The organism is Actinoplanes sp. NPDC051405 (assembly GCF_055586185.1).
The window spans coordinates 242,034-268,719 of the sequence record NZ_JBVJIR010000008.1; the positions used below are offsets into that span (position 1 = coordinate 242,034).

The 26,686-nt window shown below is 70.2% G+C and carries 22 protein-coding genes and 1 pseudogene; 3 read left to right on the plus strand and 20 right to left on the minus strand.

Annotated elements, in window-relative coordinates; genetic code table 11:
• The 20 genes and pseudogenes from ACZ6S4_RS19495 to ACZ6S4_RS19590 form a co-directional block, all read right to left on the minus strand.
• Positions 1 to 264 (minus strand): annotated as a pseudogene (locus tag ACZ6S4_RS19495) (hypothetical protein); the annotation flags it as partial.
• A gap of 858 nt (positions 265 to 1,122) precedes the next feature.
• Positions 1,123 to 2,655 (minus strand): NADH-quinone oxidoreductase subunit NuoN, encoded by a 1,533-nt coding sequence (gene nuoN, locus ACZ6S4_RS19500; RefSeq protein WP_465476276.1) that lies wholly within the window; start codon positions 2,653 to 2,655, stop codon positions 1,123 to 1,125.
• A gap of 2 nt (positions 2,656 to 2,657) precedes the next feature.
• Positions 2,658 to 4,196 carry an NADH-quinone oxidoreductase subunit M gene (locus tag ACZ6S4_RS19505; protein ID WP_465476277.1) on the minus strand — a complete coding sequence of 513 codons (1,539 nt, stop codon included), beginning with the start codon at positions 4,194 to 4,196 and terminating at the stop codon, positions 2,658 to 2,660.
• Positions 4,193 to 6,118, minus strand: a complete 1,926-nt coding sequence (gene nuoL / locus ACZ6S4_RS19510) for an NADH-quinone oxidoreductase subunit L (RefSeq protein ID WP_465476278.1) — start codon at positions 6,116 to 6,118, stop codon at positions 4,193 to 4,195. Before nuoL ends, ACZ6S4_RS19505 begins: the two co-directional genes overlap by 4 nt.
• A 12-nt stretch (positions 6,119 to 6,130) precedes the next feature.
• Positions 6,131 to 6,430: an NADH-quinone oxidoreductase subunit NuoK gene (gene nuoK, locus ACZ6S4_RS19515; protein ID WP_203772979.1), complete on the minus strand. Its 300-nt coding sequence runs from the start codon at positions 6,428 to 6,430 to the stop codon at positions 6,131 to 6,133.
• Positions 6,427 to 7,200, minus strand: coding sequence for an NADH-quinone oxidoreductase subunit J (locus tag ACZ6S4_RS19520; protein ID WP_465476279.1), 774 nt, complete (start codon positions 7,198 to 7,200; stop codon positions 6,427 to 6,429). Before ACZ6S4_RS19520 ends, nuoK begins: the two co-directional genes overlap by 4 nt.
• Positions 7,197 to 7,853: an NADH-quinone oxidoreductase subunit NuoI gene (gene nuoI, locus ACZ6S4_RS19525; protein WP_465476280.1), complete on the minus strand. Its 657-nt coding sequence runs from the start codon at positions 7,851 to 7,853 to the stop codon at positions 7,197 to 7,199. The genes ACZ6S4_RS19520 and nuoI overlap by 4 nt, the downstream gene beginning before the upstream one ends.
• Position 7,854: 1 nt before the next feature.
• Positions 7,855 to 9,243: an NADH-quinone oxidoreductase subunit NuoH gene (nuoH, locus tag ACZ6S4_RS19530; protein ID WP_465476281.1), complete on the minus strand. Its 1,389-nt coding sequence runs from the start codon at positions 9,241 to 9,243 to the stop codon at positions 7,855 to 7,857.
• The gene (locus ACZ6S4_RS19535; protein WP_465476282.1) at positions 9,240 to 11,714 is read right to left on the minus strand and encodes an NADH-quinone oxidoreductase subunit G; all 2,475 of its coding nucleotides are present in this window, start codon (positions 11,712 to 11,714) and stop codon (positions 9,240 to 9,242) included. Before ACZ6S4_RS19535 ends, nuoH begins: the two co-directional genes overlap by 4 nt.
• Positions 11,714 to 13,030, minus strand: coding sequence for an NADH-quinone oxidoreductase subunit NuoF (gene nuoF / locus ACZ6S4_RS19540; protein ID WP_465476283.1), 1,317 nt, complete (start codon positions 13,028 to 13,030; stop codon positions 11,714 to 11,716). The genes ACZ6S4_RS19535 and nuoF overlap by 1 nt, the downstream gene beginning before the upstream one ends.
• Entirely contained in the window at positions 13,027 to 14,220 is a 1,194-nt protein-coding gene (gene nuoE, locus ACZ6S4_RS19545; protein ID WP_465476284.1) for an NADH-quinone oxidoreductase subunit NuoE, read from the minus strand. Before nuoE ends, nuoF begins: the two co-directional genes overlap by 4 nt.
• Positions 14,221 to 15,561 (minus strand): NADH-quinone oxidoreductase subunit D, encoded by a 1,341-nt coding sequence (locus tag ACZ6S4_RS19550; protein WP_360550891.1) that lies wholly within the window; start codon positions 15,559 to 15,561, stop codon positions 14,221 to 14,223.
• Entirely contained in the window at positions 15,558 to 16,271 is a 714-nt protein-coding gene (locus tag ACZ6S4_RS19555) for an NADH-quinone oxidoreductase subunit C (protein WP_465476285.1), read from the minus strand. Before ACZ6S4_RS19555 ends, ACZ6S4_RS19550 begins: the two co-directional genes overlap by 4 nt.
• Entirely contained in the window at positions 16,268 to 16,939 is a 672-nt protein-coding gene (locus tag ACZ6S4_RS19560; RefSeq protein WP_465476286.1) for a NuoB/complex I 20 kDa subunit family protein, read from the minus strand. The genes ACZ6S4_RS19555 and ACZ6S4_RS19560 overlap by 4 nt, the downstream gene beginning before the upstream one ends.
• Before the next feature lie 5 nt (positions 16,940 to 16,944).
• Positions 16,945 to 17,310 carry an NADH-quinone oxidoreductase subunit A gene (locus ACZ6S4_RS19565; protein WP_023357563.1) on the minus strand — a complete coding sequence of 122 codons (366 nt, stop codon included), beginning with the start codon at positions 17,308 to 17,310 and terminating at the stop codon, positions 16,945 to 16,947.
• A 79-nt stretch (positions 17,311 to 17,389) separates the two neighbouring features.
• Positions 17,390 to 18,688: a geranylgeranyl reductase family protein gene (locus ACZ6S4_RS19570; protein ID WP_465476287.1), complete on the minus strand. Its 1,299-nt coding sequence runs from the start codon at positions 18,686 to 18,688 to the stop codon at positions 17,390 to 17,392.
• An 87-nt stretch (positions 18,689 to 18,775) separates the two neighbouring features.
• Positions 18,776 to 19,057 (minus strand): hypothetical protein, encoded by a 282-nt coding sequence (locus ACZ6S4_RS19575; RefSeq protein ID WP_465476288.1) that lies wholly within the window; start codon positions 19,055 to 19,057, stop codon positions 18,776 to 18,778.
• Between the two features lie 52 nt (positions 19,058 to 19,109).
• The gene (locus tag ACZ6S4_RS19580) at positions 19,110 to 19,829 is read right to left on the minus strand and encodes a demethylmenaquinone methyltransferase (RefSeq protein WP_465476289.1); all 720 of its coding nucleotides are present in this window, start codon (positions 19,827 to 19,829) and stop codon (positions 19,110 to 19,112) included.
• Between the two features lie 303 nt (positions 19,830 to 20,132).
• Positions 20,133 to 21,374: a cyclic dehypoxanthinyl futalosine synthase gene (gene mqnC, locus ACZ6S4_RS19585; protein ID WP_465476290.1), complete on the minus strand. Its 1,242-nt coding sequence runs from the start codon at positions 21,372 to 21,374 to the stop codon at positions 20,133 to 20,135.
• A 46-nt stretch (positions 21,375 to 21,420) separates the two neighbouring features.
• Entirely contained in the window at positions 21,421 to 22,176 is a 756-nt protein-coding gene (locus ACZ6S4_RS19590) for a TetR/AcrR family transcriptional regulator (RefSeq protein ID WP_465476291.1), read from the minus strand.
• Positions 22,177 to 22,351: 175 nt separating this feature from the next.
• Here ACZ6S4_RS19590 and ACZ6S4_RS19595 point away from each other — a divergent pair, with 175 nt between their 5' ends.
• From ACZ6S4_RS19595 to ACZ6S4_RS19605, 3 genes are all read left to right on the plus strand, one after another.
• Positions 22,352 to 25,426, plus strand: coding sequence for an SNF2-related protein (locus ACZ6S4_RS19595; protein WP_465476292.1), 3,075 nt, complete (start codon positions 22,352 to 22,354; stop codon positions 25,424 to 25,426).
• 2 nt (positions 25,427 to 25,428) lie between these two features.
• Positions 25,429 to 26,259 (plus strand): SWIM zinc finger family protein, encoded by an 831-nt coding sequence (locus ACZ6S4_RS19600; protein WP_465476293.1) that lies wholly within the window; start codon positions 25,429 to 25,431, stop codon positions 26,257 to 26,259.
• 187 nt (positions 26,260 to 26,446) lie between these two features.
• A partial coding sequence (locus ACZ6S4_RS19605; RefSeq protein WP_465476294.1) for a hypothetical protein occupies positions 26,447 to 26,686 on the plus strand: 240 nt, incomplete at its 3' end.

Below are 26,686 nucleotides of genomic sequence, written 5' to 3' on the forward strand. Positions count from 1 at the left end.
GGGAAGCGCGGGCAGCGCGGGCAGCGCGGGCAGCGGCGTCCCGGGACCGCGTGGGCAGCGGGGTCCGGGACCGCGTGGGCGCGGGCACGGCATCTGGATGGGACCGTGCGGACGCGGGACGGCATGGGCGGGCAGCGCGGGCAGCGCGGGCAGCGCGAGCAGCGCGGGCAGCGCGAGCAGCGCGGGCAGCGCGGGCAGCCCGGGCAGCGGGGTCCCGGGACCGCGTGGGGCAGCGGGGGCTCGGGACCGCGTGGGCGCAGGCACGGCATCTGGGCGGGACACCACGGACGCGGGGACGGCATGGGCGCGGGATCGGGCAGGCGCGGGGACGCCGCGAACACGAGACGGCGCGGCGTGCAACGCCGACGTCTGCGACGGGCCATCGCGTTCGCCGCCAAGGCCGCCGGACGCGACCTCCGGGCGCTCGTGGTGGAGAACCACGGGCAAAGCCGGATCGCTGCGGCACCTGCGGGCCTGGCGGCACTCGGGTAAGCGGCACGAGACGGCCCGGGCACGAGACGGCCCGGGCACGAGACGGCCCGGGCACGAGACGGCCCGGGCACGAGACGGCCCGGGCGCTAGACGGCCCGGGCGGTGAGGCGACCCGCGGACTTGCAGGGCTGCTTTGTCCAAGCGCATACGGGCGACCAGCCGTGAGGCAACCAGGCCGCAAGAATGCCTCGCGAGGGAGGGCAGCCGTTCCGACAACCCGGCCAAGCGGGCGTCAGCGCGCTGTCGTCTTCAGGGCTCCTCCGGCGATCCCCCACTGCATTCTGCAGTCGCGCATCCCAACCGAGAACGTCGCAGACCACTCCGCGGCACGACCTCACGCGAGTGCGGTCGGCACCGTGACGACCAGCCAAGATCCGTTGACGAGCGCCGTGTAACCCGGCCGAAGCCGGCGTCGGGGGTTGTCTTGGAGCACGGAGCTGGCAGGGTGGGGCCGCCCGGTCATGAGCCGCCAGGCGATTGGGTGGCCCCGCCCGGTCTCGGCGGGAGCTACGTCCGGTGCCATGCAACCAGGCACGACATCAAGCTCTTGATCTTGATCCGCAGACAGCGGACAGCAAGCAGCCCCGGCCGGAACGAATCCGACCGGGGCCGCCACCGACAATTCGCTCGCTATCGGACGAATTGAGCCGCGTCGTTGGTCAGGTCGAGCAGCGGCGCCGGGATCACGCCGAGCGCCAGCGTCACGATCACGCCGATCACCAGCGCCGCTGAGGTCAGGAAGCCCGGGATCGACACCGTCGGGGTGCTTTCGCCCGGCTCGGACAGCCACATCATCACGATCACGCGCAGGTACGGGAACGCCAGCACCATGCTCGTGATCACGCCGACGATGACCAGCCAGGTCTGGCCGCCTTCGATCGCTGCGCCGAAGACCGCGAACTTGCTCGTGAAGCCGCTGGTCAGGGGGATGCCCGCGAAGGCCAGCATGATGAACGAGAAGGCGCCCGCGTAGAGCGGGTTGCGGCGGCCCAGGCCCGCCCAGCGGGACAGGTGGGTCGCCTCGCCGTCCGCGTCGCGCACCAGCGAGACGATGCCGAATGCCGCCAGCACCGAGAAGCCGTACGCCACCAGGTAGAACATCGTGCTCGACAGGCCCTCCTTGTTGAGCGCCAGGACGCCCACCAGCAGGTAGCCCGCGTTGGCGATCGACGAGTACGCCAGCAGCCGCTTCATGTCGGTCTGGGTGACCGCCAGGATCGCGCCCGTCAGCATCGTCAGGATCGCGATCACGCCGAGGACCGGCTGGAAGTCCCAGCGGACCCCGTCGAAGGCGACGTAGAGGATGCGCAGCAGGGCGCCGAAGGCCGCGACCTTGGTGCAGGCCGCCATCAGCGCCGTGATCGGGGTGGGTGCGCCCTGGTACACGTCGGGCGTCCACACGTGGAACGGCGCCGCCGCGCTCTTGAAGAGCAGGCCGATGGCCACCAGGCCGAGGCCGCCGAAGAGCAGCACCTCGTTGCGGACCGGGTCGGCGACCGCCGCGTGGATCGACGCCAGGTCGACCGCGCCGGCGAAGCCGTAGATCAGGGCCACGCCGAACAGGAAGAACGCCGACGCGTACGAGCCGAGCAGGAAGTACTTCAGGGCCGCTTCCTGGCTGAGCAGGCGGCGACGCCGGGCCAGCGCGCACAGCAGGTACAGCGGCAGGGACAGGACCTCGAGCGCGACGAACATCGTCAGCAGGTCGTTCGCCGCCACGAACAGCAGCATGCCGCCCAGCGAGAAAATCGTCAGCGGGTAGACCTCGGTGTTGCCGGGTTCGCTGCCCGCCTGCCGCAGGTCCTTCTCGGAACCGACGGTGAGCGCCGCCTGCGACACGAACGCGCCGCCGTTCTCGACCGCGCGCTCACCGATCAGCAGCATCGACACCACGCCGAGCAGCAGGATGCTGCCCTGCAGGAACAGGGTCGGGCCGTCGATCGCCACCGCGCCGCCGATGGTGACGGTGCGGGTGTTCCGGACGAGGATCACCGCGACGAGCGCGGCGACCAGCGACACCAGGGCGAGGGTCAGCTGGACGCCGTTGCGCCGGCCGCGCGGCAGCGCCGCTTCGAGCAGGATGCCGAGGCAGGCCGCTCCGAAGAGGATCAGCATCGGCGCCAGGGCGCCGTAGTTGATCGCGGGTAGTTGGAGGTCCTCCATGGCTACGGCGCCACCTTTCCGTTTGCGACCGCCGTCGGCGCCGGGTCGGTCGTGCCCATGTCCTGCATGGTGGCCTCGACCGCCGGGTTGATCACATCGGTGACCGGCTTCGGGTAGAAGCCGAGCACCAGCAGCAGCACGATCAGCGGCGCGACCACGACCTTCTCGCGCAGGCTGATGTCCTTGTGCATCGCCGGGACCGCGACCAGCATCGGGTTGAGCGTGCCCTGCGTGGTGCGCTGCACCATCCACAGCACGTACGCGGCGGCGAGGATGATGCCGACGGTGGCGATCACCGCGTACACCTTGTGCACCGTGAACGTGCCGATCAGCACCAGGAACTCGCTGACGAACGGGGCTGTGCCGGGCAGGGCCAGCGACGCCAGACCGGCGAAGAACAGGACACCGGCCAGCACCGGGACCAGCTTGCCGGCCCCGCCGAAGTCGCTGACCAGCGCCGAGCCACGGCGGGCCACGAGCATGCCGACCACCAGGAACAGCAGGCCGGTGGCCAGGCCGTGGTTGACCATGTACAGCACCGCGCCGGTGCCGGCCTGGGTGGTGAAGGCGAAGATGCCGATGCCGATGAAGCCGAAGTGGGCGATCGACGTGTACGACACCAGCCGCTTCAGATCATGCTGGCCGACCGCGAGCAGTGCGGCGTAGATGATCCCGATGACGCCGAGGATCAGCGCCGCCGGGGCGAACCAACGCGACGCCTCCGGGAACAGCGAGAGGCAGTAGCGCAGGATGCCGAACGTGCCGACCTTGTCCAGCACACCGACCAGCAGCGCGGCGGCGGGCGCCGGAGCGGCGACACCGGCGTCGGGCAGCCAGGTGTGGAACGGGAAGAACGGCGCCTTGACCGCGAACGCGATGAAGAAGCCCAGGAACAGCCAGCGGGCGGTGTTGGTGTCGAACGCCGCCGAGACGTCGCTCAGCTTCTGCCAGTCGAACGTGTGCCCGCCGACGACCCACAGGCCGATCACGGCGGCCAGCATGAACAGACCGCCGACCAGCGAGTACAGAAAGAACTTGACGGCCGCGTACTGCCGCCGGGCGCCGCCGAACGAACCGATGATGAAGTACATCGGCACGAGCATGACCTCGAAGAACACGTAGAACAGGAACACGTCGGCGGCCGCGAAGACGCCGATCATCGTGCACTCGAGGGCCAACAGCAGCGCGAAGTAGACCGGCACCGACCGCTGGGTCTCGTCGATGTCGTTCCAGGAGGCCAGGATGACCACCGGCACCAGGATCGCGATCAGCATGAGCATCACCAGCGCGATGCCGTCGGCCGCGAACGTGAAGCGTGCGTCCCAGGTGGGGATCCACTGGTAGGACTCGCGGAACTGGAAGCGGTCGCCGCCCGCCTCGAACACGATCCACATGACGATGCTCAGCGCGAGCACCGCCAGCGACCAGCCCAGGGCGATCGTCTTGGCCAGTTGGCCCCTGGTCTTCGGGATGAAGGCCACCACCGCCGCCCCCACCAGGGGGAAGAGCGTCAGGATGGACAGGAACGGAAAGTCGGTCACGCCAACCATCCCAACTGGATTGCGAGGAAGGCACCGACGACCAGGACTACGCCGGTGAGCATGGACAACGCGTACGAGCGGACGAAACCGGTCTGCAGCCGGCGCAGGCGACCCGAGCTGCCGCCGACCGCGGCCGCGAGGCCGTTGACCGCGCCGTCGATGCCCTTGTTGTCGAGGAAGACCAACGCGCGGGTGAGGTAGATGCCGGGCCGCTCGAAGACCGCCTCGTTGAAGGCGTCGGTGTAGAGGTTGCGGCGGGCCGCGGTGACGAGCACGCCGGCCGGCTGCTCCTCCTTGGCCGTGCCGTTGCGGAACAACGCCCAGGCCAGACCCGCGCCCAGCACCGTGACAAGCAGCGACAGCACCGTGATCAACCAGTGCGGCATGACCGCGTGGTGCTCCACGGCCTCGGCGCCGAAGGTCGGCTCCAGCCAGTCCGGCACGCTGCTGGCCATCAGGAAGCCGGCCCCGATCGAGCCCACGGCCAGCAGCATCAGCGGCACGGTCATGATGAACGGCGACTCGTGCGGGTGCTTGTTGTCCTCGGTGTACCGCTCCGGGCCGTGGAAGGTCAGCACGAACAGGCGCGTCATGTAGAACGCGGTCAGACCCGCGCCGAGCAGGGCGGCCATGCCGTACAGCCAGGAGGTCCAGTCGCCGCGCTCGAAGGCCGCCGCGATGATCGGCTCCTTGGAGAAGTAGCCGGACAGCGGCGGGATGCCGATGATGGCGAGCCAGCCCATCATGAAGGTCAGCCAGGTCCACTTCATGTACTTGTGCAGGCCACCGAAGCGCCGGATGTCGACCTGGTCGTGCATGCCGTGCATGACCGAACCGGCGCCGAGGAACATGTTGGCCTTGAAGAAGCCGTGCGCGAGCAGGTGGATGATCGCCAGGGCGTACGCCCCGCCGCCCAGCCCGACGCCGAGGAACATGTAGCCGATCTGGCTCACCGTGGACCAGGCCAGGACGCGCTTGATGTCGTCCTTGGCCGCGCCGATGATGCAGCCCATCAGCAGGGTGAGCGCGCCGACGCTGACCACGATCGTCTGCAGCGTGGTGTTCGCCGAGAAGATCGGGTTGGACCGGGCGATCAGGTAGACGCCGGCGGTGACCATCGTCGCCGCGTGGATCAGGGCGGAGACCGGGGTCGGGCCCTCCATCGCGTCGGGGAGCCAGGCCTGCAGCGGGAACTGGCCGGACTTACCGGCCGCGCCGAGCAGCAGCAGGATGCCCAGCACCAGGATGGTCGCGCCGGAGAGCGCGCCGACGCCGTTGAAGACCTCGTCGTACTGGGTGGTGCCCAGCGTGGCGAACATCAGGAAGATGCCGATGGCCAGGCCGGCGTCGCCGACCCGGTTCATCAGGAAGGCCTTCTTGCCGGCGGTGGCCGCCGACGGCCGGGTGTACCAGAAGGAGATCAGCAGGTACGACGCCAGACCGACGCCCTCCCAGCCGAAGTAGAGCATCACGTAGTTGTTGCCCAGGACCAGCAGCAGCATCGCGGCGACGAAGAGGTTGAAGTAGGCGAAGAACTTCCGCCGCCCCTCGTCGTGCTCCATGTAGCCCACCGCGTACAGGTGGATCAACGAGCCGACCCCGGTGATCAGCAGGACGAAGACGCCGGACAGCGGGTCGAAGAGCAACCCGAAGTCCACGTGCAGTCCGCCGACCACGATGAAGTCCCACAGGCTCTGCTCCGCCGAGCGGGCCTCCGCGTCCAGCCCGGCCAGGCTGAAGAACATCGACAAGCCCAGGACGAACGTCACGGCGACCGCCGCGACGCCGAGCCAGTGTCCCCACTTGTCGGCCTTCCTGCCCAGCAACAGCAGGACCGTGGCGCTGGCGAGCGGAATGGCCACCAGCAGCCAGATTCCGCTCAGCAGCCCCGTCGCGTGGGCATACTCCACTGTCTGTTCCACGTGAAGGCCCCTTTAGTACTTGAGGAGGTTGGCGTCGTCGACGCTGGCCGAGCGCCGCGTCCGGAAGATCGACATGATGATGGCCAGCCCGATGACGACCTCGGCCGCCGCGACCACCATCACGAAGAACGAGATGATCTGACCGTCGAGCGTGCCGTTGATCCGGCTGAAGGTCACCAGCGCGAGGTTCGCGGCGTTCAGCATCAGCTCGATGCACATGAACAGCACGATCGCGTTGCGGCGGACCAGCACACCGGCGGCACCGATGGTGAAAAGGATCGCCGCCAGTACGAGGTAGTAGTCGGGAGTCACTTCTCAGTCCCCTTCGGTGCGATCTCCTCGGCGGTCAGCTCACGCACCGGGAGGATCGCCGAGATGCTGCGCTCGGAGCCGTTGCCGTCCGGCAGCCGGGCCGGCGCGGCAACCGACATGGTGTTCGCGTAGACGCCCGGGCCCGCCTTGGCGCCCGGGTACGAGCCCGGCCGGAAGCGCGCCTTCATGCGCGTGACCTGGTCGGCGATGTCGCCCTTGGCCCGCTCGACGTGCGCGAGCACCATGGCACCGACCGCCGCGGTGATCAGCAGCGCGGAGGTGACCTCGAAGGCGAAGACGTACTTGGTGAACAGCAGGCGCGCGATGCCCTGCACGTTGCCGCCGGAGGCGCTGTTCGCCTCGGCCAGGCCGACGACCTCGGTGCCGCCGAGCGAGCGGGCCAGCCCGGTCGCGACGAGCACCCCGAAGGCGACGCCGAGCAGGATGGCCGCGATGCGCTGCCCCCGCAGGGTCTCGATCAGGGAGTCCGAGGCGTCCCGGCCGACCAGCATCAGCACGAACAGGAACAGCATCATGATCGCGCCGGTGTAGACGATGATCTGCACCGCGCCCAGGAACGGCGCCTGGTTGATCACGTAGATGAAGCCCAGGCAGAGCATGGTCAGGACCAGCCAGAGGGCCGAGTGCACGGCGTTGCGCGCGATGACCATGCCCAGGGCGCCGATGACGGCCAACGAGCCCAGGATCCAGAAGCCCCAGGCCTCACCGGTGGAGACCTGGCCGGCCGCCGCGGCTGCGTACTCGATCATCGCTTCACCTCCGCGGGCTGGTCCCCGGCGTCCTGCCGGCGCAGGGTCCCGGCCGTTTCCGGACGGCCGCCGGTCTTGCCGACGGTCGCCGCGTCATCGGTGCCCGCGTCCGACCACGGCGCCCGCTCGGCGCCGGCCGAGGTGCCCGGGTTGGTCAGGGCACCGAGGTAGTAGTCCTTGTCGGTGTCGCCCAGCCGCATGGGGTGCGGCGGCTGCTCCATGCCGGGCAGCAGTGGCATCAGGAGGTCTTCCTTGGTGAAGATCAGGTCCTGGCGGCTGTCGCGGGCCAGCTCGTACTCGTTGCTCATGGTCAGCGAACGGGTCGGGCAGGCCTCGATGCACAGTCCGCAGAAGATGCAGCGGGCGTAGTTGATCTGGTAGATGCTGGCGTACCGCTCACCGGGCGAGAACCGCTGCTCCTCGGTGTTGTCGCCACCCTCGACGTAGATCGCGTCCGCCGGGCAGGCCCAGGCGCACAGCTCGCAGCCGATGCACTTCTCCAGGCCGTCCGGGTGCCGGTTGAGGATGTGCCGCCCGTGGTAGCGCGGCGCCGGCGTCGGCGGTGTGAACGGGTAGTCGGTGGTGATGACCTTGCGGAACATGTGCGCGAAGGTCACCCCGAAGCCCTTGAACGAGCCGGTGAACGTTCCCACGTCACACCTCCTTGTCTGACGTGTCGTCCGGGGCGGGCGTGGTGCCGCCGACCGTGGCCGGCTGCCGTTCGGCGACCGCCCGGCGGGCCCGTGGGCTGGGTGGCACCTGGAGGTCCATCGGCGGAACCGGGAAGCTGCCCGGGGGCCGGGCGGCCAGCTGTTCCTCGATGGAGAACTCGCGGGGCTTCTTGCTGGCCGGCCAGAGCAGCGCGATGCCGAGCACCACCACCGCCGCGGCCAGGTAGACGAGCCAGCGGGCGCCGCCGTCGATCCGGTCGTTGGTCACCCGGACGCCGGCCAGGAACAGGATCCAGACCAGGTTGACCGGGATCAGGACCTTCCAGCCGAAGCGCATGAACTGGTCGTAGCGCATCCGGGGCAGGGTGGCCCGCAGCCAGATGAAGCCGAACAGCAGCAGCAGCACCTTGCCGAGCCACCAGATCAGCGGGAACCAGCCGGAGTTGGCGCCCTCCCACCAGCTGATCGGCCACGGGGCGCGCCAGCCGCCGAGGAACAGCGTGGTGGCGAACGCCGAGACGGTGATCATGTTGATGTACTCGGCCAGGAAGAACAGCGCGAACTTGAACGACGAGTACTCGGTGTGGAAGCCGCCGACCAGCTCGGACTCCGCCTCGGGCAGGTCGAACGGGGCCCGGTTGGTCTCGCCGACCGCCGCGATGCAGTAGATGACGAAGCTGGGCAGCAGCAGGACCGCGTACCAGCTCGGCGCGGTCGGGCTCCAGCCGAAGATGTCGAACGCCGTGGTGGGGTTGTTACCCGCCTGGGCGGCGACGATCTGCGAGGTGCTCATGGTGCCCGCGGTCATGAAGACCGCCACGATGCTCAGGCCCATCGCGACCTCGTACGAGATCATCTGCGCACTCGACCGCAGCCCGCCGAGCAGCGGATACGTCGAACCGGACGCCCAGCCGGCCAGCACCACGCCGTAGACGGCCATCGACGAGCAGGCCAGCAGCACCAGCACGGAGACCGGTACGTCGGTGAGCTGCAGCGCCGTCTTGTGGCCGAACATCGAGACGACCGGCCCGAAGGGGATGACCGAGAACGCGGTGAACGCCACCGTCGCCGAGATCACCGGGGCGATGAAGTACACCACCTTGTCGGCGGTCTTCGGGATGATCTCCTCCTTGAACGGCAGCTTGACGCCGTCCGTGAGGCTCTGCAGCCAGCCCTTGGGCCCGACCTGGTTGGGGCCCGGCCGGACCGCCATCCGGGCCACGACCTTGCGCTCGTAGTTGATCGTGAAAAGCGTCAGCAGCAGCAGGATGACGAAGACACCCAGCAGCTTGATCAGGACGATCCACCAGACGTCGTTCTCGAACGTCGCCAGGGTCGGGTCCTGCGCCTTCGCGATGATCAGCGAATTCATGCGGTAGCTCCCTGAGCCAGGATCGGGCCAGGCTTGCCGGCGCTCAGCCGGACCACCGCACCCGAGGTGACGCCGAGGCTGCGACGCAGCGTCGAGCCCGGCGAGTTCGTGGGCAGCCACACCACCTGCGCGGGCAGGTCGGTGATCGCCGCCGGCAGAGTGATCGCGCCGCGGTCGGTGCCGACCGTGACGGCGTCACCGTCGGCCACCCCGAGCGCCTCGGCCAGACCCTTGCCCAGCCGGACCACCGGGGTACGGGCCGTGCCGGCCAGCACCTCGTCGCCGTCGAGCATCGAGCCGAGGTCGATCAGGTGGTGCCAGGACGCCAGAACCGCCTCCTGGTCCCCGACCTGCGGCAGCGCGGCAGCGGCGACGGCCGGCACTGCCGGGCGGTCGGCGCGGCTCGCGGGCATGCTGCCCAGCTCGCGGCGGATGGCAGCGACGTCGCCGGTGCCGAGCGTGACATCCATGAGGGCGGCGATGGCTTCGAGCACCCGGCCGTCGGTCATCGCGGTGGTGTTCAGCACGGCGTCGAAGGTCCGCAGCCGGCCCTCCCAGTCCATGAAGGTGCCGGGCTTCTCGGCCGCCGGGGCGATCGGCAGCACGACGTCGGCGCGGCGGGTGACCGCGCTCTGCCGCAGCTCCAGGCTGACCAGGAAGGGAACCGCGTCGAGGGCCTGGTCGGCCAGCCGCGGGTCGGCCAGGTCGGCCGGGTCCACGCCGGCGACCAGCAGGGCGCCCAGGGTGCCGTCGGCGGCAGCCGCGACGATCGCGTCCGTGTCGCGTCCGACCGTGCCGGGCAGCGCGCCGGCCTCGACGTCCCAGGCCGCGGCGAGCTCGCCGCGGGCACCCGCGTCGGTGACCGGACGGCCGCCGGGCAGCAGGTTGGGCAGGCAGCCGGCGTCGACCGCGCCACGGTCGCCCGCCCGCCGCGGCACCCAGGCGAGCCGGGCGCCGGTGCGGGCGGCCAGCGCGGCGGCGGCCGAGAGACCACCGGGCACGCTCGCGAGCCGCTCGCCGACGATCAGCAGAGCGCCGGGCACGGCGAGTGCGGCACTCACGGTCGCGTCGGTGCCGAGCAGCCGGGCCTCGTCACCGGGCACGGCCGCGACGAGCGTCGCGCCGAGCTTCTCGAAACCCCGGCTGAGGTACGGCGCCACGGCCGTGACCTTGAGCTTCTTCTTCCCGTGGCCCTTACGCAGCCGCAGGAAGAGGATCGGGCACTCCTCCTCGGGCTCGAGCCCGACGATGACCGCGGCGGGCGCGTTCTCGACGTCCTCGTAGGTGACGTCCGTGACGCCCGCGACGGAGGAGGCCAGGAAGTCGGCCTCTTCGCCGGACAGCGGGCGGGCCCGGAAGTCGATGTCGTTGGTGCCGAGCGCGACCCGGGCGAACTTCGCGTACGCGTACGCGTCCTCGACCGTGAGGCGGCCACCGGTCAGCACGCCGACGCCGCGACCCTTGGCAGCCTGCAGCCCCTCGGCCGCGGCCAGCAGCGCCTCGCTCCAGGAGGCCTCACGCAGCTGGCCGGTCTTGGCGTCGCGCAGCATCGGGGTGGTGATGCGGTCGTAGCCGGTGGTGTAGCGGAAGCCCCACCGGCCCTTGTCGCAGTTCCACTCCTCGTTGACCGCCGGGTCGTCGCCGGCCAGGCGCCGCAGCACCTTGCCCCGGCGGTGGTCGGCCCGCATCGAGCAGCCGGCGGCGCAGTGCTCGCAGGCGGTCGGCGAGGAGACCAGGTCGAACGGGCGGGCCCGGAACCTGTACTGCTCGCCGGTCAGCGCGCCGACCGGGCAGATCTGGATGGTGTTGCCGGAGAAGTAGGAGTTGAAGGCGACGTCGCCCTCGCCCTCGCCGACCTGGCCGTCGCCGGTGCCCTCGCCGCCGAAGAAGTCGTCGCGGTAGACGTTGATCTGCTCGCCGGACGAGCGGTCCATCAGGTCGATGAACTTGTCGCCGGCGATCTCCTCGGAGAAGCGGGTGCAGCGCTGGCACAGGATGCAGCGCTCCCGGTCCAGCAGCACCTGGCTGGAGATGTGGATCGGCTTCTCGTACTCGCGCTTGTGCTCGTGGAAGCGCGAGTCGACGCGGCCGTTCGACATCGCCTGGTTCTGCAGGGGGCACTCGCCGCCCTTGTCGCAGGTCGGGCAGTCGAGCGGGTGGTTGGCGAGCAGCAGCTCCATCACGCCGCCCTGGGCCTTGGCGGCGACCGGGGAGCTGAGCTGGGTCTTGACCACCATGCCCTCGGCCACCGTCTGGGTGCAGGAGGCGACCGGCTTGCGCTGGCCCTCCACCTCGACCAGACACTGGCGGCAGGCGCCGGCCGGGGCCAGCAGCGGGTGGTCGCAGAACCGCGGGATCGCGATGCCCATCCGCTCGGCGACCCGGATGACCAGCTCGCCCTTGGCGGCGGTCACCTCCACGCCGTCGATGGTCAGGGTGACCTCGTCGGTCTTCTTGGCGACATCGGTCATCAGTGCGCTCCTACCAGGGCCTTCTCGGACAGCCGCGGAGCGGTCCGGCCCTCGATGTAGTCCAGGTAGTCCTGGCGGAAGAACTTCAGCGTCGACATGACCGGCGTCGCGGCGCCGTCCCCGAGGCCGCAGAAGGAGCGGCCGAAGATGTTGTCGGCGGTGTCCTGGAGGGTGTCCAGGTCCTGGTGGGTGCCCTGACCGGAGAGGATCCGGCGGTACGTGCGGACCATCCAGTAGTTGCCCTCGCGGCACGGGGTGCACTTGCCGCAGGACTCGTGGTGGTAGAACTCGAGCCAGCGCCAGGTCGCGTACACCGGGCAGTCCTGGTCGGAGAAGATCTGCATCGCCGTGGTGCCCAGGATCGAGCCCGCCGCGGCCACTCCCTCGAAGTCCATCGGGGTGTCGATGTGGTCGGCCGTCAGCAGCGGCGTCGAGGAGCCGCCCGGCGTCCAGAACTTCAGGTTGTGGCCGGGCTTCATACCGCCGGCCAGCTCGATCAGCTCGCGCAGGGTGATGCCCAGGCCGCACTCGTACTGGCCCGGGTTGGCGATCCGGCCGGAGAGCGAGTAGATCATCGGGCCGGACGACTTCTCCGTGCCCATGCTCTTCCACCAGTCCGCGCCGCCCAGCACGATGTACGGCACCGACGCGATGGTGCCGACGTTGTTGACCACCGTCGGGCTCGCGTACAGGCCGGCGACCGCGGGGAACGGCGGGCGCAGCCGGGGCTGGCCGCGGAAGCCCTCGAGCGAGTCCAGCAGCGCCGTCTCCTCGCCGCAGATGTACGCCCCCGCGCCGCTGTGCACGACGAGGTCGAGGTCGAACCCGGAGCCGAGGATGTTCTCGCCGAGGTAGCCCTTGGCGTAGGCCTCCTTGACCGCGTTGCGCAGCCGGCGGGTGGCGTGCACGGCCTCACCGCGGATGTAGATGAACGCCCGGCTGGCCCGGATCGCGTACGCCGCGATGATCGCGCCTTCCACGAGCGAGTGCGGGTCGTACGTCATCAGCGGCAGGTCCTTGCAGGTGCCGGGCTCGCCCTCGTCGGCGTTGATGACGAGGTAGTGCGGCTTGCCGTCGCCCTGCGGGATGAAGCCCCACTTGAGACCGGTCGGGAAGCCGGCGCCGCCGCGGCCGCGCAGGCCGGAGTCCTTGATGAGCTGGATCAGGTCGTCGGGGTGGACGTCCAGCGCCTTGCGGACGGCGGCGTAACCGTCGAGCCGCTCGTACGTGTCGATCTGCCAGGCGTCCGGCGAGAGCCAGCGCTTGGTGAGGACGGGGGTGAGCTTCTGAAGAACCTCACGCCGGGGCTGAGTCACTTCTTCTCCTCGTTGCCGCGCGGAGCGTTCTGCCAGCCGGGGTTGTCGTTCGTGGTGGCCGGCTGCTTCTGGGCGGCGGTGCCCTCGCTGACGATGCTCTCGCCGCGCTCGGTGTCACCGGCCGGCTTGCCGTCGCCGGCTACCTCGTTCTTCGCCGCACCGGCCGCCTCGGCCGCGTTGGTCGGAGCCGGCGTCTGGTTCGGCAGCCCGGCGCTGGTCGCGTCCGGGGCCGGGGTGTCGCCGGTGGGGTTGCGCGCTTCGGCGGCCCGCGTCTCCGGGTCCTTGTCGTCGCCGGCCTTGACCGGGGCACCGGCCTTGCGGTGCTCGACCTTGTCGACCACAGTGGCCGCCGCGGCCTTGACCTTGGAGGCCACATTGGCGATGAGGCCGCCGTGCTTCTCCTCCGCCGGCTTGGCGGCGGAGACCGGGCCGGGGTCCTTGACGGCCTTGGCGGACTCGTCGCGGGCCGGCTTGGTGGTGGTGATCGGGGTGTCGATGTTGAAGTTCGCCACCGCGACGCCGTGCTCCTGGGCCAGGGTCACGCCGCGCAGGGTGGGCGCCCCGGCCGGACCGTCGGCGACCGCGCCCTCGCGCTCGTCGGCGAAGCCGGCCAGCTGGAACTGCATCTCCTTGAGCGAGCAGATCCGCGCGCCGCGGGACGGCATCGGCCGCTCCCCCTTGCGCAGTTGCTCGACCAGCTCGACCGCCGCCTGCGGCGTGCTGTTGTCCACCGCGAAGTCGTAGTTGACCGTCACGACCGGCGCGTAGTCGCAGGCCGCGAGACACTCGGCGTGCTCCAGCGTGATCTTGCCGTCGGCCGTGGTCTGGTCGTGCCCGACCCCGAGGTGCTCGACCAGACCGTCGTAGATCTCCTGGCCGCCGAGCACGTTGCACAGCGTGTTGGTGCAGACGCTGACCAGGTATTCGCCGGTGGGCTTGCGCTTGTACATGGTGTAGAAGGTCGCCACCGCGCCGACCTGGGCCTTGTTGATGCCCAGGATCTCGGCGCAGAAGGCGACGCCGTTGGGGCTGACGAAGCCCTCCTCGGTCTGCACCAGGTGCAGCAGCGGGAGCAGCGCCGAACGCTCACGACCCGCCGGGTAGCGCGCGAGGATCTCGCGCGCCGGCTCCAGGAGCTTCTCGGCCAGCGGCGCGGCCGCCGGGGAGAAGTCCACAGTCACATCGGACATTTAGCGGTCACACCCACCCATCACGGGGTCCAGGGAGGCGCCGCCGGCGATGACATCGGCCAGCAGCGCACCCTCGGCCATCGCGGGGATGGCCTGGAGATTCACGAAGCTCGGATCGCGGTAGTGCACCCGGTAGGGGTGGGTGCCACCGTCGGAGACGGCGTGCACACCCAGCTCACCGCGCGGGTGCTCGATGCCGACGTAGACCTGGCCGGGCGGCACCCGGAAGCCCTCGGTCACGAGCTTGAAGTGGTGGATCAGCGACTCCATCGACTGACCCATGATCTTGGCGACGTGCTCGAGCGAGTTGCCCATGCCGTCGACGCCCACGGCCAGCTGGGCCGGCCAGGCGATCTTCTTGTCCGCGATCATCACCGGGCCGGGCTTGAGCCGGTCCAGCGCCTGCTCGACGATCTTCAGCGACTCCCGGATCTCCGCCATCCGGACCAGGTAGCGGCCCCAGACGTCGGCGGTGGTCGCGGTCGGCACGTCGAACTCGTAGTTCTCGTACCCGCAGTACGGCATGGTCTTGCGCAGGTCCCAGGCCAGGCCGGCCGAGCGCAGCACCGGGCCGGTGACGCCCAGCGACAGGCAGCCCGTCACGTCGAGGACGGCGACGCCCTGGGTGCGCTCCTGCCAGATGACCTGGCCGGAGAGCATGGCCTCGTATTCCTTGAGCTTCTTGGGCAGGTAGACGAGCAGGTCCCGGATCTTGCGGATCGCCGAGTCCGGCACGTCCTGCGCGACCCCGCCCGGGCGGATGTACGCGTGGTTCATCCGCAGGCCGGAGGTCTCCTCGAAGATGTCGAGGATGTACTCACGCTCGCGGAAGCCGTACAGCATCATCGAGATCGCGCCGAGCTCCATGCCCGTGGTGGCGATCCACACCAGGTGCGACGAGATCCGGTTGAGCTCCATGAAGAGCACCCGAATCGTGTTCGCCCGCTCGGTGATGTCGTCGGTGATGCCGAGCAGCTTCTCGACCGCGAGGCAGTAGCCGGTCTCGTTGAACAGCGGCGCCAGGTAGTCCATCCGGGTCACGAAGGTCGTGCCCTGGGTCCAGTTGCGGTACTCGAGGTTCTTCTCGATGCCGGTGTGCAGGTAACCGACGACCGGGCGGACCTGGGTGACGGTCTCACCCTCGAGCTCCAGCACCAGCCGCAGCACGCCGTGCGTCGACGGGTGCTGCGGGCCCATGTTGACGACGATCTTCTCGTTGCTGAGCGGATCGATGCCACCGGTGATGGTGTCCCAGTCGCCACCGGTGACGTTGAAGACCCGGCCCTCGGTGGTCTCGCGCTCGGTGGCGTACCCGGCTCCGCTGGTCGTCTGGCTTGTCATTGGTAGACCCTCCGCTGGTCCGGCGGCGGAATTTCGGCGCCCTTGTACTCGACGGGCACGCCGCCGAGCGGATAGTCCTTGCGCTGCGGGTGGCCTTCCCAGTCATCCGGCATCAGGATCCGGGTGAGGTTGGGGTGGCCGTCGAAGACGACACCGAACATGTCGTAGATCTCCCGCTCCTGCCAGTCGGCAGTGGGGTACACGCTGGTCACGCTCGGCAGGCTGACGCCCTCGGCGACGGCCGCCTCCAGGCGGACCCGGCGGCGGTACGTCATGGAGGTGAGCTGGTAGGAGACGTGGAAGCGGCGGTTGTCGCTGCCCAGGTAGTCGACCGCGTCCACCGAGGAGCACAGCTCGAAGCGCAGCGACTCGTCGTCGCGCATGATCTGGCAGACCTCGGCGATCCGCTCGGCCTTGATGTGCAGGGTCAGCTCGCCACGGTCGACGACGACCTTCTCGATCGCGTCGGCGAAGCCCGGGTAGGCCTCCTCCAGCGCGTCGTGGATCTCGTCGAAGTAGCCGCCGAACGGGCGCGGGGTGTCGGCCGTGGTCGGCCGGCGGCGGGCCAGACCGCCGAAGCCGGACACGTCGCCGGTGCCCTTGACCCCGAACATGCCCTTGTCGGGACTGGGCGGGATCTGGGCCGGAGCGTCGATGTCCGCGCCGACAGGCTGAGTGGCGGGTACGCCGCCGTCGGACTCGTTGGTCACTTGCCACCCTCCCGAAGGTGCGGCTGCAGCTTCATCCAGTTCTCGATGCGCAACTGCTCCTCGCGGCCTTCCTTGACGGCCTGCGTCCACTCGGCCCGGCGGACCTTGTCCACCCGGTACGACGAGGGCATCGCGCCCGGGGCGACGATCGGCAGCTTGCCCTCGGCCCGGCGCGCCTCGAGCATCTTGCGGCCGTTCGGGCCGAGCGGGGCGGCCATGACCTTCTCGCGCATCTTGAGGATCGCGTCGATCAGCATCTCGGGCCGCGGCGGGCAGCCGGGCAGGTAGACGTCGACCGGGACGATGTGGTCCACGCCCTGCACGATCGCGTAGTTGTTGAACATGCCCCCGGACGACGCGCAGACGCCCATCGAGATGACCGAGCGCGGCTCGGGCATCTGGTCGTAGATCTGGCGCACGACGGGGGCCATCTTCTGGCTCACCCGGCCGGCCACGATCATCAGGTCGGCCTGTCGCGGCGAGGCCCGGAAGACCTCCATGCCCCAGCGGCCGAGGTCGTAGTGCGGTCCGCCGGCGGCCATCATCTCGATGGCGCAGCAGGCGAGGCCGAAGGTGGCGCCCCAGAACGACGACTTGCGGGCCCAGTTGGAGAGCTTCTCCACCGAGGTCAGCAGAATGCCGCTGGGCAGCTTCTCTTCGATTCCCATGTCAATCAGTCCCAGTTCAATCCGCCGCGTCGCCACACGTACGTGTAGGCGATGAAGACAGTGACGATGAAGAGGACCATCTCGACGAAGCCGAACAGGCCGAGCGCCTCGAAGGACACCGCCCACGGGTAGAGGAAAATGGTCTCGATGTCGAAGATGATGAACAGCATCGCGGTCAAGTAGAACTTGACCGGGAAGCGACCGCCACCGATGGGCTGGGGAGCCGGCTCGATGCCGCACTCGTACGCCTCGAGCTTGGCCCGGTTGTAGCGCTTCGGACCCACGATCGGCGCGATCGACACCGAGAACAGGGCGAAGAGCGCACCGAGGATCAGCAGCCCGACGATCGGTACGTAGGGATTGAGCGTCATACCGTCTCCTGCTCGACTGTTAGCCGCTTCACACTATTAATCCGCTTTGGCGTCTTGTCGACCGGGGTGCCCTTGTCTCTCATACCGCCGGTGCGACCTTCGTCAAGCCGTTGATGATCCGGTCCATGGCGTCGCCGTCCCGGGGGTCTGTCAGGTTCGCCAGCAGCTTGAGCACGAACCGCATCAGGGTCGGGTGCGGCATGCCGTGCTTGGTGGCGATCCGCATGATCTGCGGGTTGCCGATGAGCTTCACGAAGACCCCGCCCAGGCGGTAGTACCCCCCGAATCGGATCTTCAACTCCGACGGGTAGGCCTGCAGGGCACGCTCACGGTCGGCGCCCGCGGGGCGCGCGAGGGCCTGGACGGCCACCTCCGCGGCCAGCTCGCCGGACTCCATCGCGTACGCGATGCCTTCGCCGTTCATGGGGTTGACCATGCCACCGGAGTCGCCGACCAGCATGACGCCGCGCGTGTAGTGCGGCACCCGGTTGAAGCCCATCGGCAGCGCGGCCCCGAGGACCGGGCCGTCGGCGTTGTCCTCGCCGCGCATGCCCCACTCCTCGGGCGTGGTGTTCAGCCAGTCGGTGAGCATGGCGCGGTAGTTGGTCTTACCGAAGGCGCTGGAGGAGTTGAGGATGCCCAGGCCCACATTGACCCGGCCGTCACCCAGGCCGAAGATCCAGCCGTAGCCCGGCAGCAGCCGGTCGCGGTCCTGAGCGCTGCGCAGCTCCAGCCAGGACTCCAGGTAGTCGTCGTCCGCGCGCACCGGGGACTGGTAGTAGCGCCGGACGGCCACGCCGAGCGGGCGGTCGTCGCGCTTGGCCAGCCCCATCGCGAGCGGGAACTTGCCGGACACGCCGTCCGCCGCGATCACCAGCGGGGCGCGATACTGGACGGGTTCCATACCGGGGCCGGCCTTGGCCTCGACACCGATGGCGCGGCCGTCGGCGTCGAGCACCGGGCCGGTGACGGTGACCCCGGTGCGCAGCAGGGCGCCGGCTTCCACCGCGCGCTTGGCCAGCATGTCGTCGAAGTCGAGGCGGGTGCGCACGAGACCGTAGTTGGGGAAGCTCGCGAGCTCCGGCCAGTCCAGCTCGAGGCGGACGCCGCCACCGATCACCCGCAGGCCGCGGTTGTGCAGCCAGCCGGCCTTCTCGGAGGTGTCCACACCCATCCGGATCAGCTGGCGGGTCGCGCGTGGAGTGAGGCCGTCACCGCAGACCTTCTCGCGCGGGAACTCGGTCTTCTCCAGCAGCAGGACGCGCAGGCCGTGGCGCGCCATGTGGTACGCCGCGGCGGAGCCGCCCGGCCCAGCCCCGACCACGATCACGTCGGCCTCGTCGGCGACGGTTCCTCCTGAGACAGCGAGGTCGTTCACGGCTCACCTCCGTCAAGCGCGGGCTCGTGAAACAGTTCACAAGCCAGCCCAGTCGGAGTCTAAGACGGCCATCGAAGCGGATAGGGGTTAGGGAACCCTAACTGTTTCGGAACTGTTCCGGCTTCTTGCGAGAGCCCGCTGCAGGACCTCGCGGGCGGCTCCGTCCAGGTGCTCCGAAAACGTACCGCCCATCGCGGCATCGAGCGCGACGATCAGCTCATCCACCAACCGCTGCGCCTGTTCCGGGTCCCGCACCGCCACCAACCGGATACGATGCGCCAGCTCCAGGGCCCGGCGCTCGCCCTCGTCACGGTCGTCGATCGGGACGTCGATGTCCGAGTCGTCGACCAGGCAGTCGATTGTCGTCATGCCTGCGAGTCAAACACCCCGGAACGGCGACAATCGGGCAAACGCTCATTTTTCAGATCTTCGTGGCCCGGTGCAGGGCAACAACCCCACCGGTGAGGTTGCGCCACCCGACCCGCGCCCACGGGCCCGCGCCCGCGATGCGGGCGGCCAGCCCGGACTGGTCCGGCCAGGCGCGGATCGACTCGGCCAGATAGACGTACGCCTCCGGGTTGCTCGACACGCCGCGGGCCACGGTGGGCAGGCTGCGCATCAGGTACGACAAATAGACGGTGCGGAAAGCCGCGTTGGTCGGGTGGCTGAACTCGCACACCACCAGGCGCCCGCCCGGCCGGGTGACCCGGCCCAGCTCCCGCAGCGCCGCGCCGGTGTCGACGACGTTGCGCAAGGCGAAGGAGATCGTCACCGCGTCGAACGTCTCGTCGGGAAACGGCAGCTTGAGCGCGTCCCCGGCGACCAGTGGCACAGCCCGGCCGGCGGCTCGACCGGCCCGCAACATCCCGGTGGAGAGATCAGCACCGACCGCGTACGCCCCTGAGCGGCCCAACTCCTCGGTCGACACCCCGGTGCCCGCGCCGACGTCGAGGACCCGCTCCCCCGGCCGCAGACCCAGGGCGGCCCGGGTGGCCCGGCGCCAGCCGCGGTCCTGGCCGAAGGAGAGCACCGTGTTGGTGAGGTCGTACCGCTCGGCCACACCGTCGAACATCTCGGCGACCTCGTGCGGCTGCTTGTCCAGATCTGCGCGCGTCACGTCTGGATCCTGCCAGGTCCGCATACAGAACGGGCGGGATGGTGACCCATCCCGCCCGTGCCTCTTGCGTTATATATACGACCGCCATCGGTCGGGTCCGACCCCGCCGCCGACGGTCATGAGTCGTGGCGACGCTTCAGTGTTGCGGTGTTACGCAGGCAACGTAACCAGCACGAACGCGCCGGACCAGAGACACACGCGGCTCGTTACCGAGGAGCAATCAGCCCCTCACCGCTTCGCCGAGGCGCACCTGGCCGATCGGCCGGTGGCCCCGGTCATCCGGCCCATCGACACCCCTCAGCGCGGGGGCCCCCAGGTCTCGGGAAGCTATCGGGCCTCGACGAGCGGCAGCTCGGTGCGGCCGGCGCCGCCGCCGGGCATCGCGATCGACGAGAAGTGCGACACCACGCGCTCGTCCGTCGGGTCGTCGGCCTCGGTCGCGTGCACCGCGAGGTGCCGGTAGAGGGTGTCGCGCTGCGCCGGGACCCGGCCCGCCGTGCGGATCATCCAGATCAGCTCGTGCAGATTCGACCGGTGCCGGGCACCCGCCGAGGAGATCACGTTCTCCTCCAGCATGATCGAGCCCAGGTCGTCGACGCCCAGGTGCAGCGAGAGCTGGCCGACGTCCTTGCCGGTGGTCAGCCAGGACGCCTGCAGGTGGGCGATGTTGTCGAAGAAGAGCCGGGAGACCGCGATGAACCGCAGGTATTCCATCGTGGTGGCCTGGGTGCGGCCCTTGAGGTGGTTGTTCTCCGCCTGGTACGTCCACGGGATGAACGCGCGGAAGCCGCCCACGCTGCCCTCGGCCTCGACGGCCGAGTCCACGTAGCCGTTGGCCACGGCGAGGTCCTGCACGTCGCGGATCATCCGGATGTGCTCGATGCGCTCGGCGTTGGTCTCGCCGGTGCCCATCATCATCGTGGCCGTGGAACTGAGGCCGTTGCGGTGCGCGACCGCCATGACCTCGAGCCAGCGCGCGCCGGACTCCTTGAGCGGCGCGATCGCCTTGCGCGGCCGGTCGGGCAGCATCTCCGCGCCGGCACCCGCGATGGAGTCGAGGCCGGCGGCCTTGATCCGCAGCACCGCCTCCTCGATGGAGACGCCGGAGACCTTGGCCATGTGCAGGATCTCGCTGGGGCCGATCGAGTGGATGGCCAGCTGCGGATAGGCCTGCTTGACCGAGGCGAAGAGATTCTCGTAATACTCCACGCCGTAGTCCGGGTGGTGGCCGCCCTGGAGCATGACCTGGGTCGCGCCGAGCTCGACCGCCTCGCCGCACCGGTGCAGGATCTCCTCCATCGGGTGCGACCAGCCCTCGGCGTGCTTCGGCGCCCGGTAGAAGGCGCAGAACTTGCAGGCCGTGACGCAGACGTTGGTGTAGTTGATGTTGCGATCGATCAGGTAGGTGACGATCCCGTCCGGGTGGCGCCGGCGCCGGACCGCGTCAGCCGCCTCGCCGAGGGCGTGGAAGGGCGCTTCGGTGTAGAGCAGCTGCGCCTCCTCGGGCGTGATCCGCCCACCGTCGGCCCCACGCTGCAGGATGCTGTCGATCTCCGGGTTCGCCGTCACGTCCCGAAGCCTACGTCCCGGATCCGGCAGTCGTCAGCGGCGTCGGTCACTGACCCACCTCGCTGCCGCGGCGCTCGATCAGCACACCGAGGCCGTCCAGGACCCGTTCGAGGCCGAACGCGTACGCATGGCCGGGGTCGAAGGCGGCACCCAGCTCGGCGCCCGCCGCGGCGCCGACCCGCACGGCCGTCGGGTAGGCGTCCGGATCGAAGACCTTCGCCAGCAGCGGGCCGCTCTCGGCCCACCACTCCTGATCACTGCGCGCGCTGCGCTCGGCTGCGGCCTGCGCGTCCGCAGCGGCCCGGGCGGAGGCCCGCACGAAACCGAGCAGGAACGTCAGGGCGGAATCGGTCTCCACGTCGTCGAGCCCGGTGCCGTCGAAGGCCCGCAGCTCGTACTCGTATTTCGCCATCAGGCCGGGGCCCAGCGGCGGCCGGCTCTGCGAGATGCCCGCCGCCCACGGGTGCTGCGCGTAGAGCAGCCTGTTGTCCTCCGCCACCGCCGCCAGCCGCCCCCGCCAGGACGCGTCCGCGCTGCCTTCCCGCGACATCCGCAGGTAGACGGCGTCGAGCATCAGGTCGAGCAGGGCGGCCTTGTCCGGCACGTAGGTGTACAGCGTCATCGGCACGACGCCCAGCTCCTGGGCCACCCGCCGCATACTCACCGCGTCGAGCCCCTCGTCGTCGGCGAGCGTGATGGCGGCGTCGACGACCTGGGCGACGGTCAGGCCCTTCTTGCGCCCTCGCCGGCTCGCCGGCTCGTCGAACCAGAGCAGGTCGATGGTGCGTCGCGCCTCACCCACGGGGTGGCACTCCTTTCTTGTACGGCGTATCTTATACGGCGTCCAACTAAACGAGCTGGAGGGCCAGTGCACGTCTCGTCATCCAACCACTTCCGTTTCGCCTCGCCGGGGCGCAGCTGAGCCACAAGAGAGCTCAGTCGTTAACCTCGACAGGTCGATCGGAATCGGAGTCGCAGTGCTCGTCGTGCATGGCGTGTGGATCGCCGGGGAGTCGGCGCCCGGGAGGCTCGCGCTCTGGGCCGAGGATCCCGCTCTCCCGCTGACCACCTCTTCCCGGGCTCGCCGCCGCCCCCATCCGTTCGCGGTGCCGGCCGGAGCCCTCGCCGCGGCGTTGACCGGCTCGTCGGACGACGTCCGTGACGCGCTGGCCAAGGCCGCCGAGACGGAGCTGATCCTGCAGCTGCCCGGCACGGCCAAGGGCCCGCTGCCGTCGCCGGAGGCCGGCAGCGAGGCGCCCGGCCGGGGTCTGCGGCTCGGGGCCTGGGAGACACCGGCGCTGGTGCTGCCGGGCGAGCTGGCGCTGACCGCCCTCGGAGCGCTGGCCGAGCCCGATCCGGACGGGCCCTGGATCGCCGCGGCATCCCTGCGCTATCTGTGTGTGCTCGCTGGGCACGCCTGTGACATGGCTCGTCGCGGGCGGATGCTGCCGCAGCTGGTGGTGGAGTCAGGCACGCCGGCCGGTCGCTGGCGGCCGGTGCTCACCGGTGCCGACGCGGCCGGCTATCGCGACTTCGCCGCGGCCATGCCGCCGGTGTGCCGCTCGGCCGCGGTGGGCTGGTCGTCCGACGACGCCGACAGCAGTGCCACCGGCGGTGTCGGCCGCACGTTGCGGGACGCGCTCGAGGTCCTGGTGGATGCGGCCGCCCGCTCCCTGATGCCGGAGCGGATGCTGCTGGGGCTGCGGCCCGGCCCCAGGACCGCGCTCGCGGAGCGGTGGCTCTTCTCGCTGACCGGCGCCGACCCCTCCCTGCCGGGGGCGAAGCCGGCCGACGTCGCCGAGCTGTCCAAGCCGCTCGTCGGCTGGTTGCGGTCGGCGCACGACGCCAACGGGCCGATCCGGGTGAGTTTCCGGCTGACCGAGCCCGCGCCCGGCACCGACGACTGGGCGCTCGACTTCGCCCTGCAGTCGGCCGACGATCCGAGTCTCTACCTGCCCGCCGACGACCTCTGGAACGGCACCCGCATGCCCGGCCTGCCGGCCAATCCCGACGAGACGCTGCTCGCCGGGCTCGGCCGCGCGGTCCGGCTGTTCCCCGCGCTGCACGAGGCCCTGCTGGACGCCCGGCCGGCGGCCATGGCCCTGAACACGAGCGAGGCGCACGACTTCCTCCGGCAGGCCGCTCCCCTGCTGCAGGCCGCCGGCTTCGGCGTGCAGCTCCCGGCCTGGGCCGGACGCAAGGCGGTCGGGCTCAAGCTGACCACCCGCACCCGCAGCAAGACGCCGTCCGGCAAGGCCGCCGCCGACTCCGGGTTCGGCCTGGAGCAGCTGGTCGACTTCCGCATCGACCTGGTGATCGGCGACGGCACGGTCAGCGCCGAGGAGCTGGCCGAGCTGGCCCGGCTCAAGGTGCCGCTGGTCCGGGTCCGGGGGCAGTGGGTCGAGCTGGACGATCGCCAGCTCAAGGCCGCTCTGAAAGCCGTCGGCAAGCGCCGCGAGGGCGAGCTGACCGCCGGCGAGGTGCTGCAGCAGGTGGTCGACGGCGGCGAGGAGGATCTGCCGCTGGTCGAGGTGGACGCGGACGGCGCGCTCGGTGACCTGATCTCCGGGCAGGCGGCCGAACGGCTCACGCCGGTGCCGACGCCGCCGGGGTTCCAGGGGACGCTGCGGCCGTACCAGGAGCGGGGGCTGTCGTGGTTGCACTTCCTGGCCCGGCTCGGCCTCGGCGGCATCCTCGCGGACGACATGGGCCTCGGCAAGACGGCGCAGACGTTGTCGCTGCTGCTCGCCGAGCGCGTGGATCCGGATGTGCCGGTCGCGCCGACTCTGCTGGTCTGTCCTATGTCTCTGGTCAGCAACTGGCAGAAGGAAGCCGCCAGGTTCGCGCCCTCCCTACGGGTGCACGTCCATCACGGCGGGGCACGCAAGCGCGACGGCGACTTCCGGTCCGTGGTCTCCACGGCCGATCTCGTCATCACCACCTACGGCACCGCCCTGCGGGATCTCGGCGCGCTTCGCGAGGTCCAATGGGGACGTATTGCCTGCGACGAGGCCCAGGCGATCAAGAACAGCGGCACCCGGCAGGCTCAGGCGGTGCGGGCCATCCCCGCCCGGACGAGGCTGGCTCTGACCGGCACGCCGGTGGAGAATCACCTGGCCGAGCTCTGGTCCATCATGGAGTTCTGCAATCCCGGCCTGCTGGGGCCCGCGAAGCGGTTCCGCCGCCGCTTCCAGGAGCCGATCGAGGTGCGCGGCGACGCCGATGCCACCGCCGCGCTCAAGCGCGCCACCGGCCCGTTCGTCCTGCGCCGGCTCAAGACCGACAAGTCGATCATCTCCGACCTGCCGGAGAAGAACGAGATGAAGGTCTGGTGCACGCTCACGGCCGAGCAGGCGACGCTCTACCAGGCCGTGGTCGAGGACATGATGGCCGTCATCGACAACAGCGAGGGCATCCAGCGGCGGGGCAACGTGATCGCCGCGATGACCAAGCTCAAGCAGGTCTGCAACCATCCCGCCCACCTGCTCAAGGACGGGTCCCGGCTGCCCGGTCGCTCCGGCAAGCTGGCCCGCTTGGAGGAACTGACCGAGGAGATCATCGAGGACGGCGACAAGGCACTGGTCTTCACGCAGTATTCGGAGTTCGGGACGATGCTCCAGCCGTACCTGGCCGCGCATCTCGACCGGCCGGTGCTGTGGCTCCACGGTGGACTGTCGAAGGCGCGGCGGGACGAGCTCGTCGAGCGTTTCCAGCACGACACCGAGCCGATGCTGTTCCTGCTCTCGCTCAAGGCGGCCGGCACGGGCCTGAATCTGACCGCCGCCAACCACGTCATCCACGTGGACCGCTGGTGGAACCCGGCAGTCGAAGACCAGGCCACCGACCGCGCGTTCCGTATTGGACAGTCGCGCAACGTCCAGGTGCGCAAGTTCATCTGCACCGGCACGCTCGAGGAGAAGATCGACGCGATGATCGAGCGCAAGAAGGCCCTGGCGTCCTCAGTGGTCGGTACGGGCGAGGACTGGGTGACCGATCTCAACACCGACCAGCTGCGCGAGCTGTTCGCCCTCGACCCGGTGGCGGTGAGCTGACCATGCCCGTGGACCCGCAGGGACGCTGGTTCGACAACACCGGGCCCATCCGGGTGGACGGCGGCCTCACCGTGCGCGCCAAACGCGGCAAGATCGGCGAGCAGTGGTGGTCACGCCGTTTCGTCGACATCCTGGAACGCACCTGCGACCCGGGCCGGCTGGCTCGCGGACGTGCGTACGCGCGCAAGGGCCAGGTCATCGACTTCGAGCTCACCCCCGGCCGGGTCGCGGGACGGGTGCAGGGATCACGACCGCAGCCGTACGAGGTGACGATCGCCATCCCGGCCTACGACGAAGCACAGTGGACACGGGTGCTCGCCGCGCTGGGCTCGCAGGCGTTGTATCGCGCGGCGTTGCTGGCCGGCGAGATCCCGCACGAGCTGGTGGACCTGTTCGACGAGCTGGACCTGCCGCTGTTCCCGTCCACACTGGAGATGGGCTGTTCGTGCCCGGACTGGGGCACGCCGTGCAAGCACGTGTCCGCGGTGCTCTACGTGCTGGCCGAGGCCTTCGACGACGACCCGTTCCTGGTCCTGGCCTGGCGCGGACGCGGCCGCGACGAGCTGCTGACCGCCCTGCGCGGCCTGCCCGAACCGGTCGAGACCATCGACCCGCTCGCGGTGGAGGAGGTCGAGCCGCAGACGCGCCTGACCGACTTCTACACCCCGGCCATCTCGCTGAGCCGCCTGCGGGAGCGCCCGGGCCGGGTGACGGTGCCGCCGGAGCTGTTGCTGCGGGTGCTGGACGCCCCGCAGATCCGGGTCCGCCACATCCCGCTGGTCGACATCCTCCGCCCGGCCTACCGCGATCTCGCCGACCCACCGTCCACATAGATTCGCGGGGTGGCCGGATCGTCCCGGGTCGCCGGCAACGCGCTGGCCACATCGGCCCGCCCGCCGCCGGCGGCCCGACGGCCCATCAAGGACACCTTGACCTAGCCCGACCCGCGGTGGCCGCGGTGGCCGGGGTGGCCGCGGTGGCCGGGGTGGCCGCGGTGGCCGGGGTGGCCGGGGTGGCCGGGTGGCCGGGGTGGCCGCGGTGGCCGCGGTGGCCGGGGTGGCCGGGGTGGCCGCGGTGGCCGCGGTGGCCGCGGTGGCCGGGGTGGCCGCGGTGGCCGGGGTGGCCGCGGTGGCCGGGTGGCCGCGGTGGCCGCGATGGCCGGATGGCCGCGATGGCCGGATGGCCGCGATGGCCGGATGGCCGCGATGGCCGGATGGCCGCGATGGCCGGATGGCCGCGATGGCCGGATGGCCGCGATGG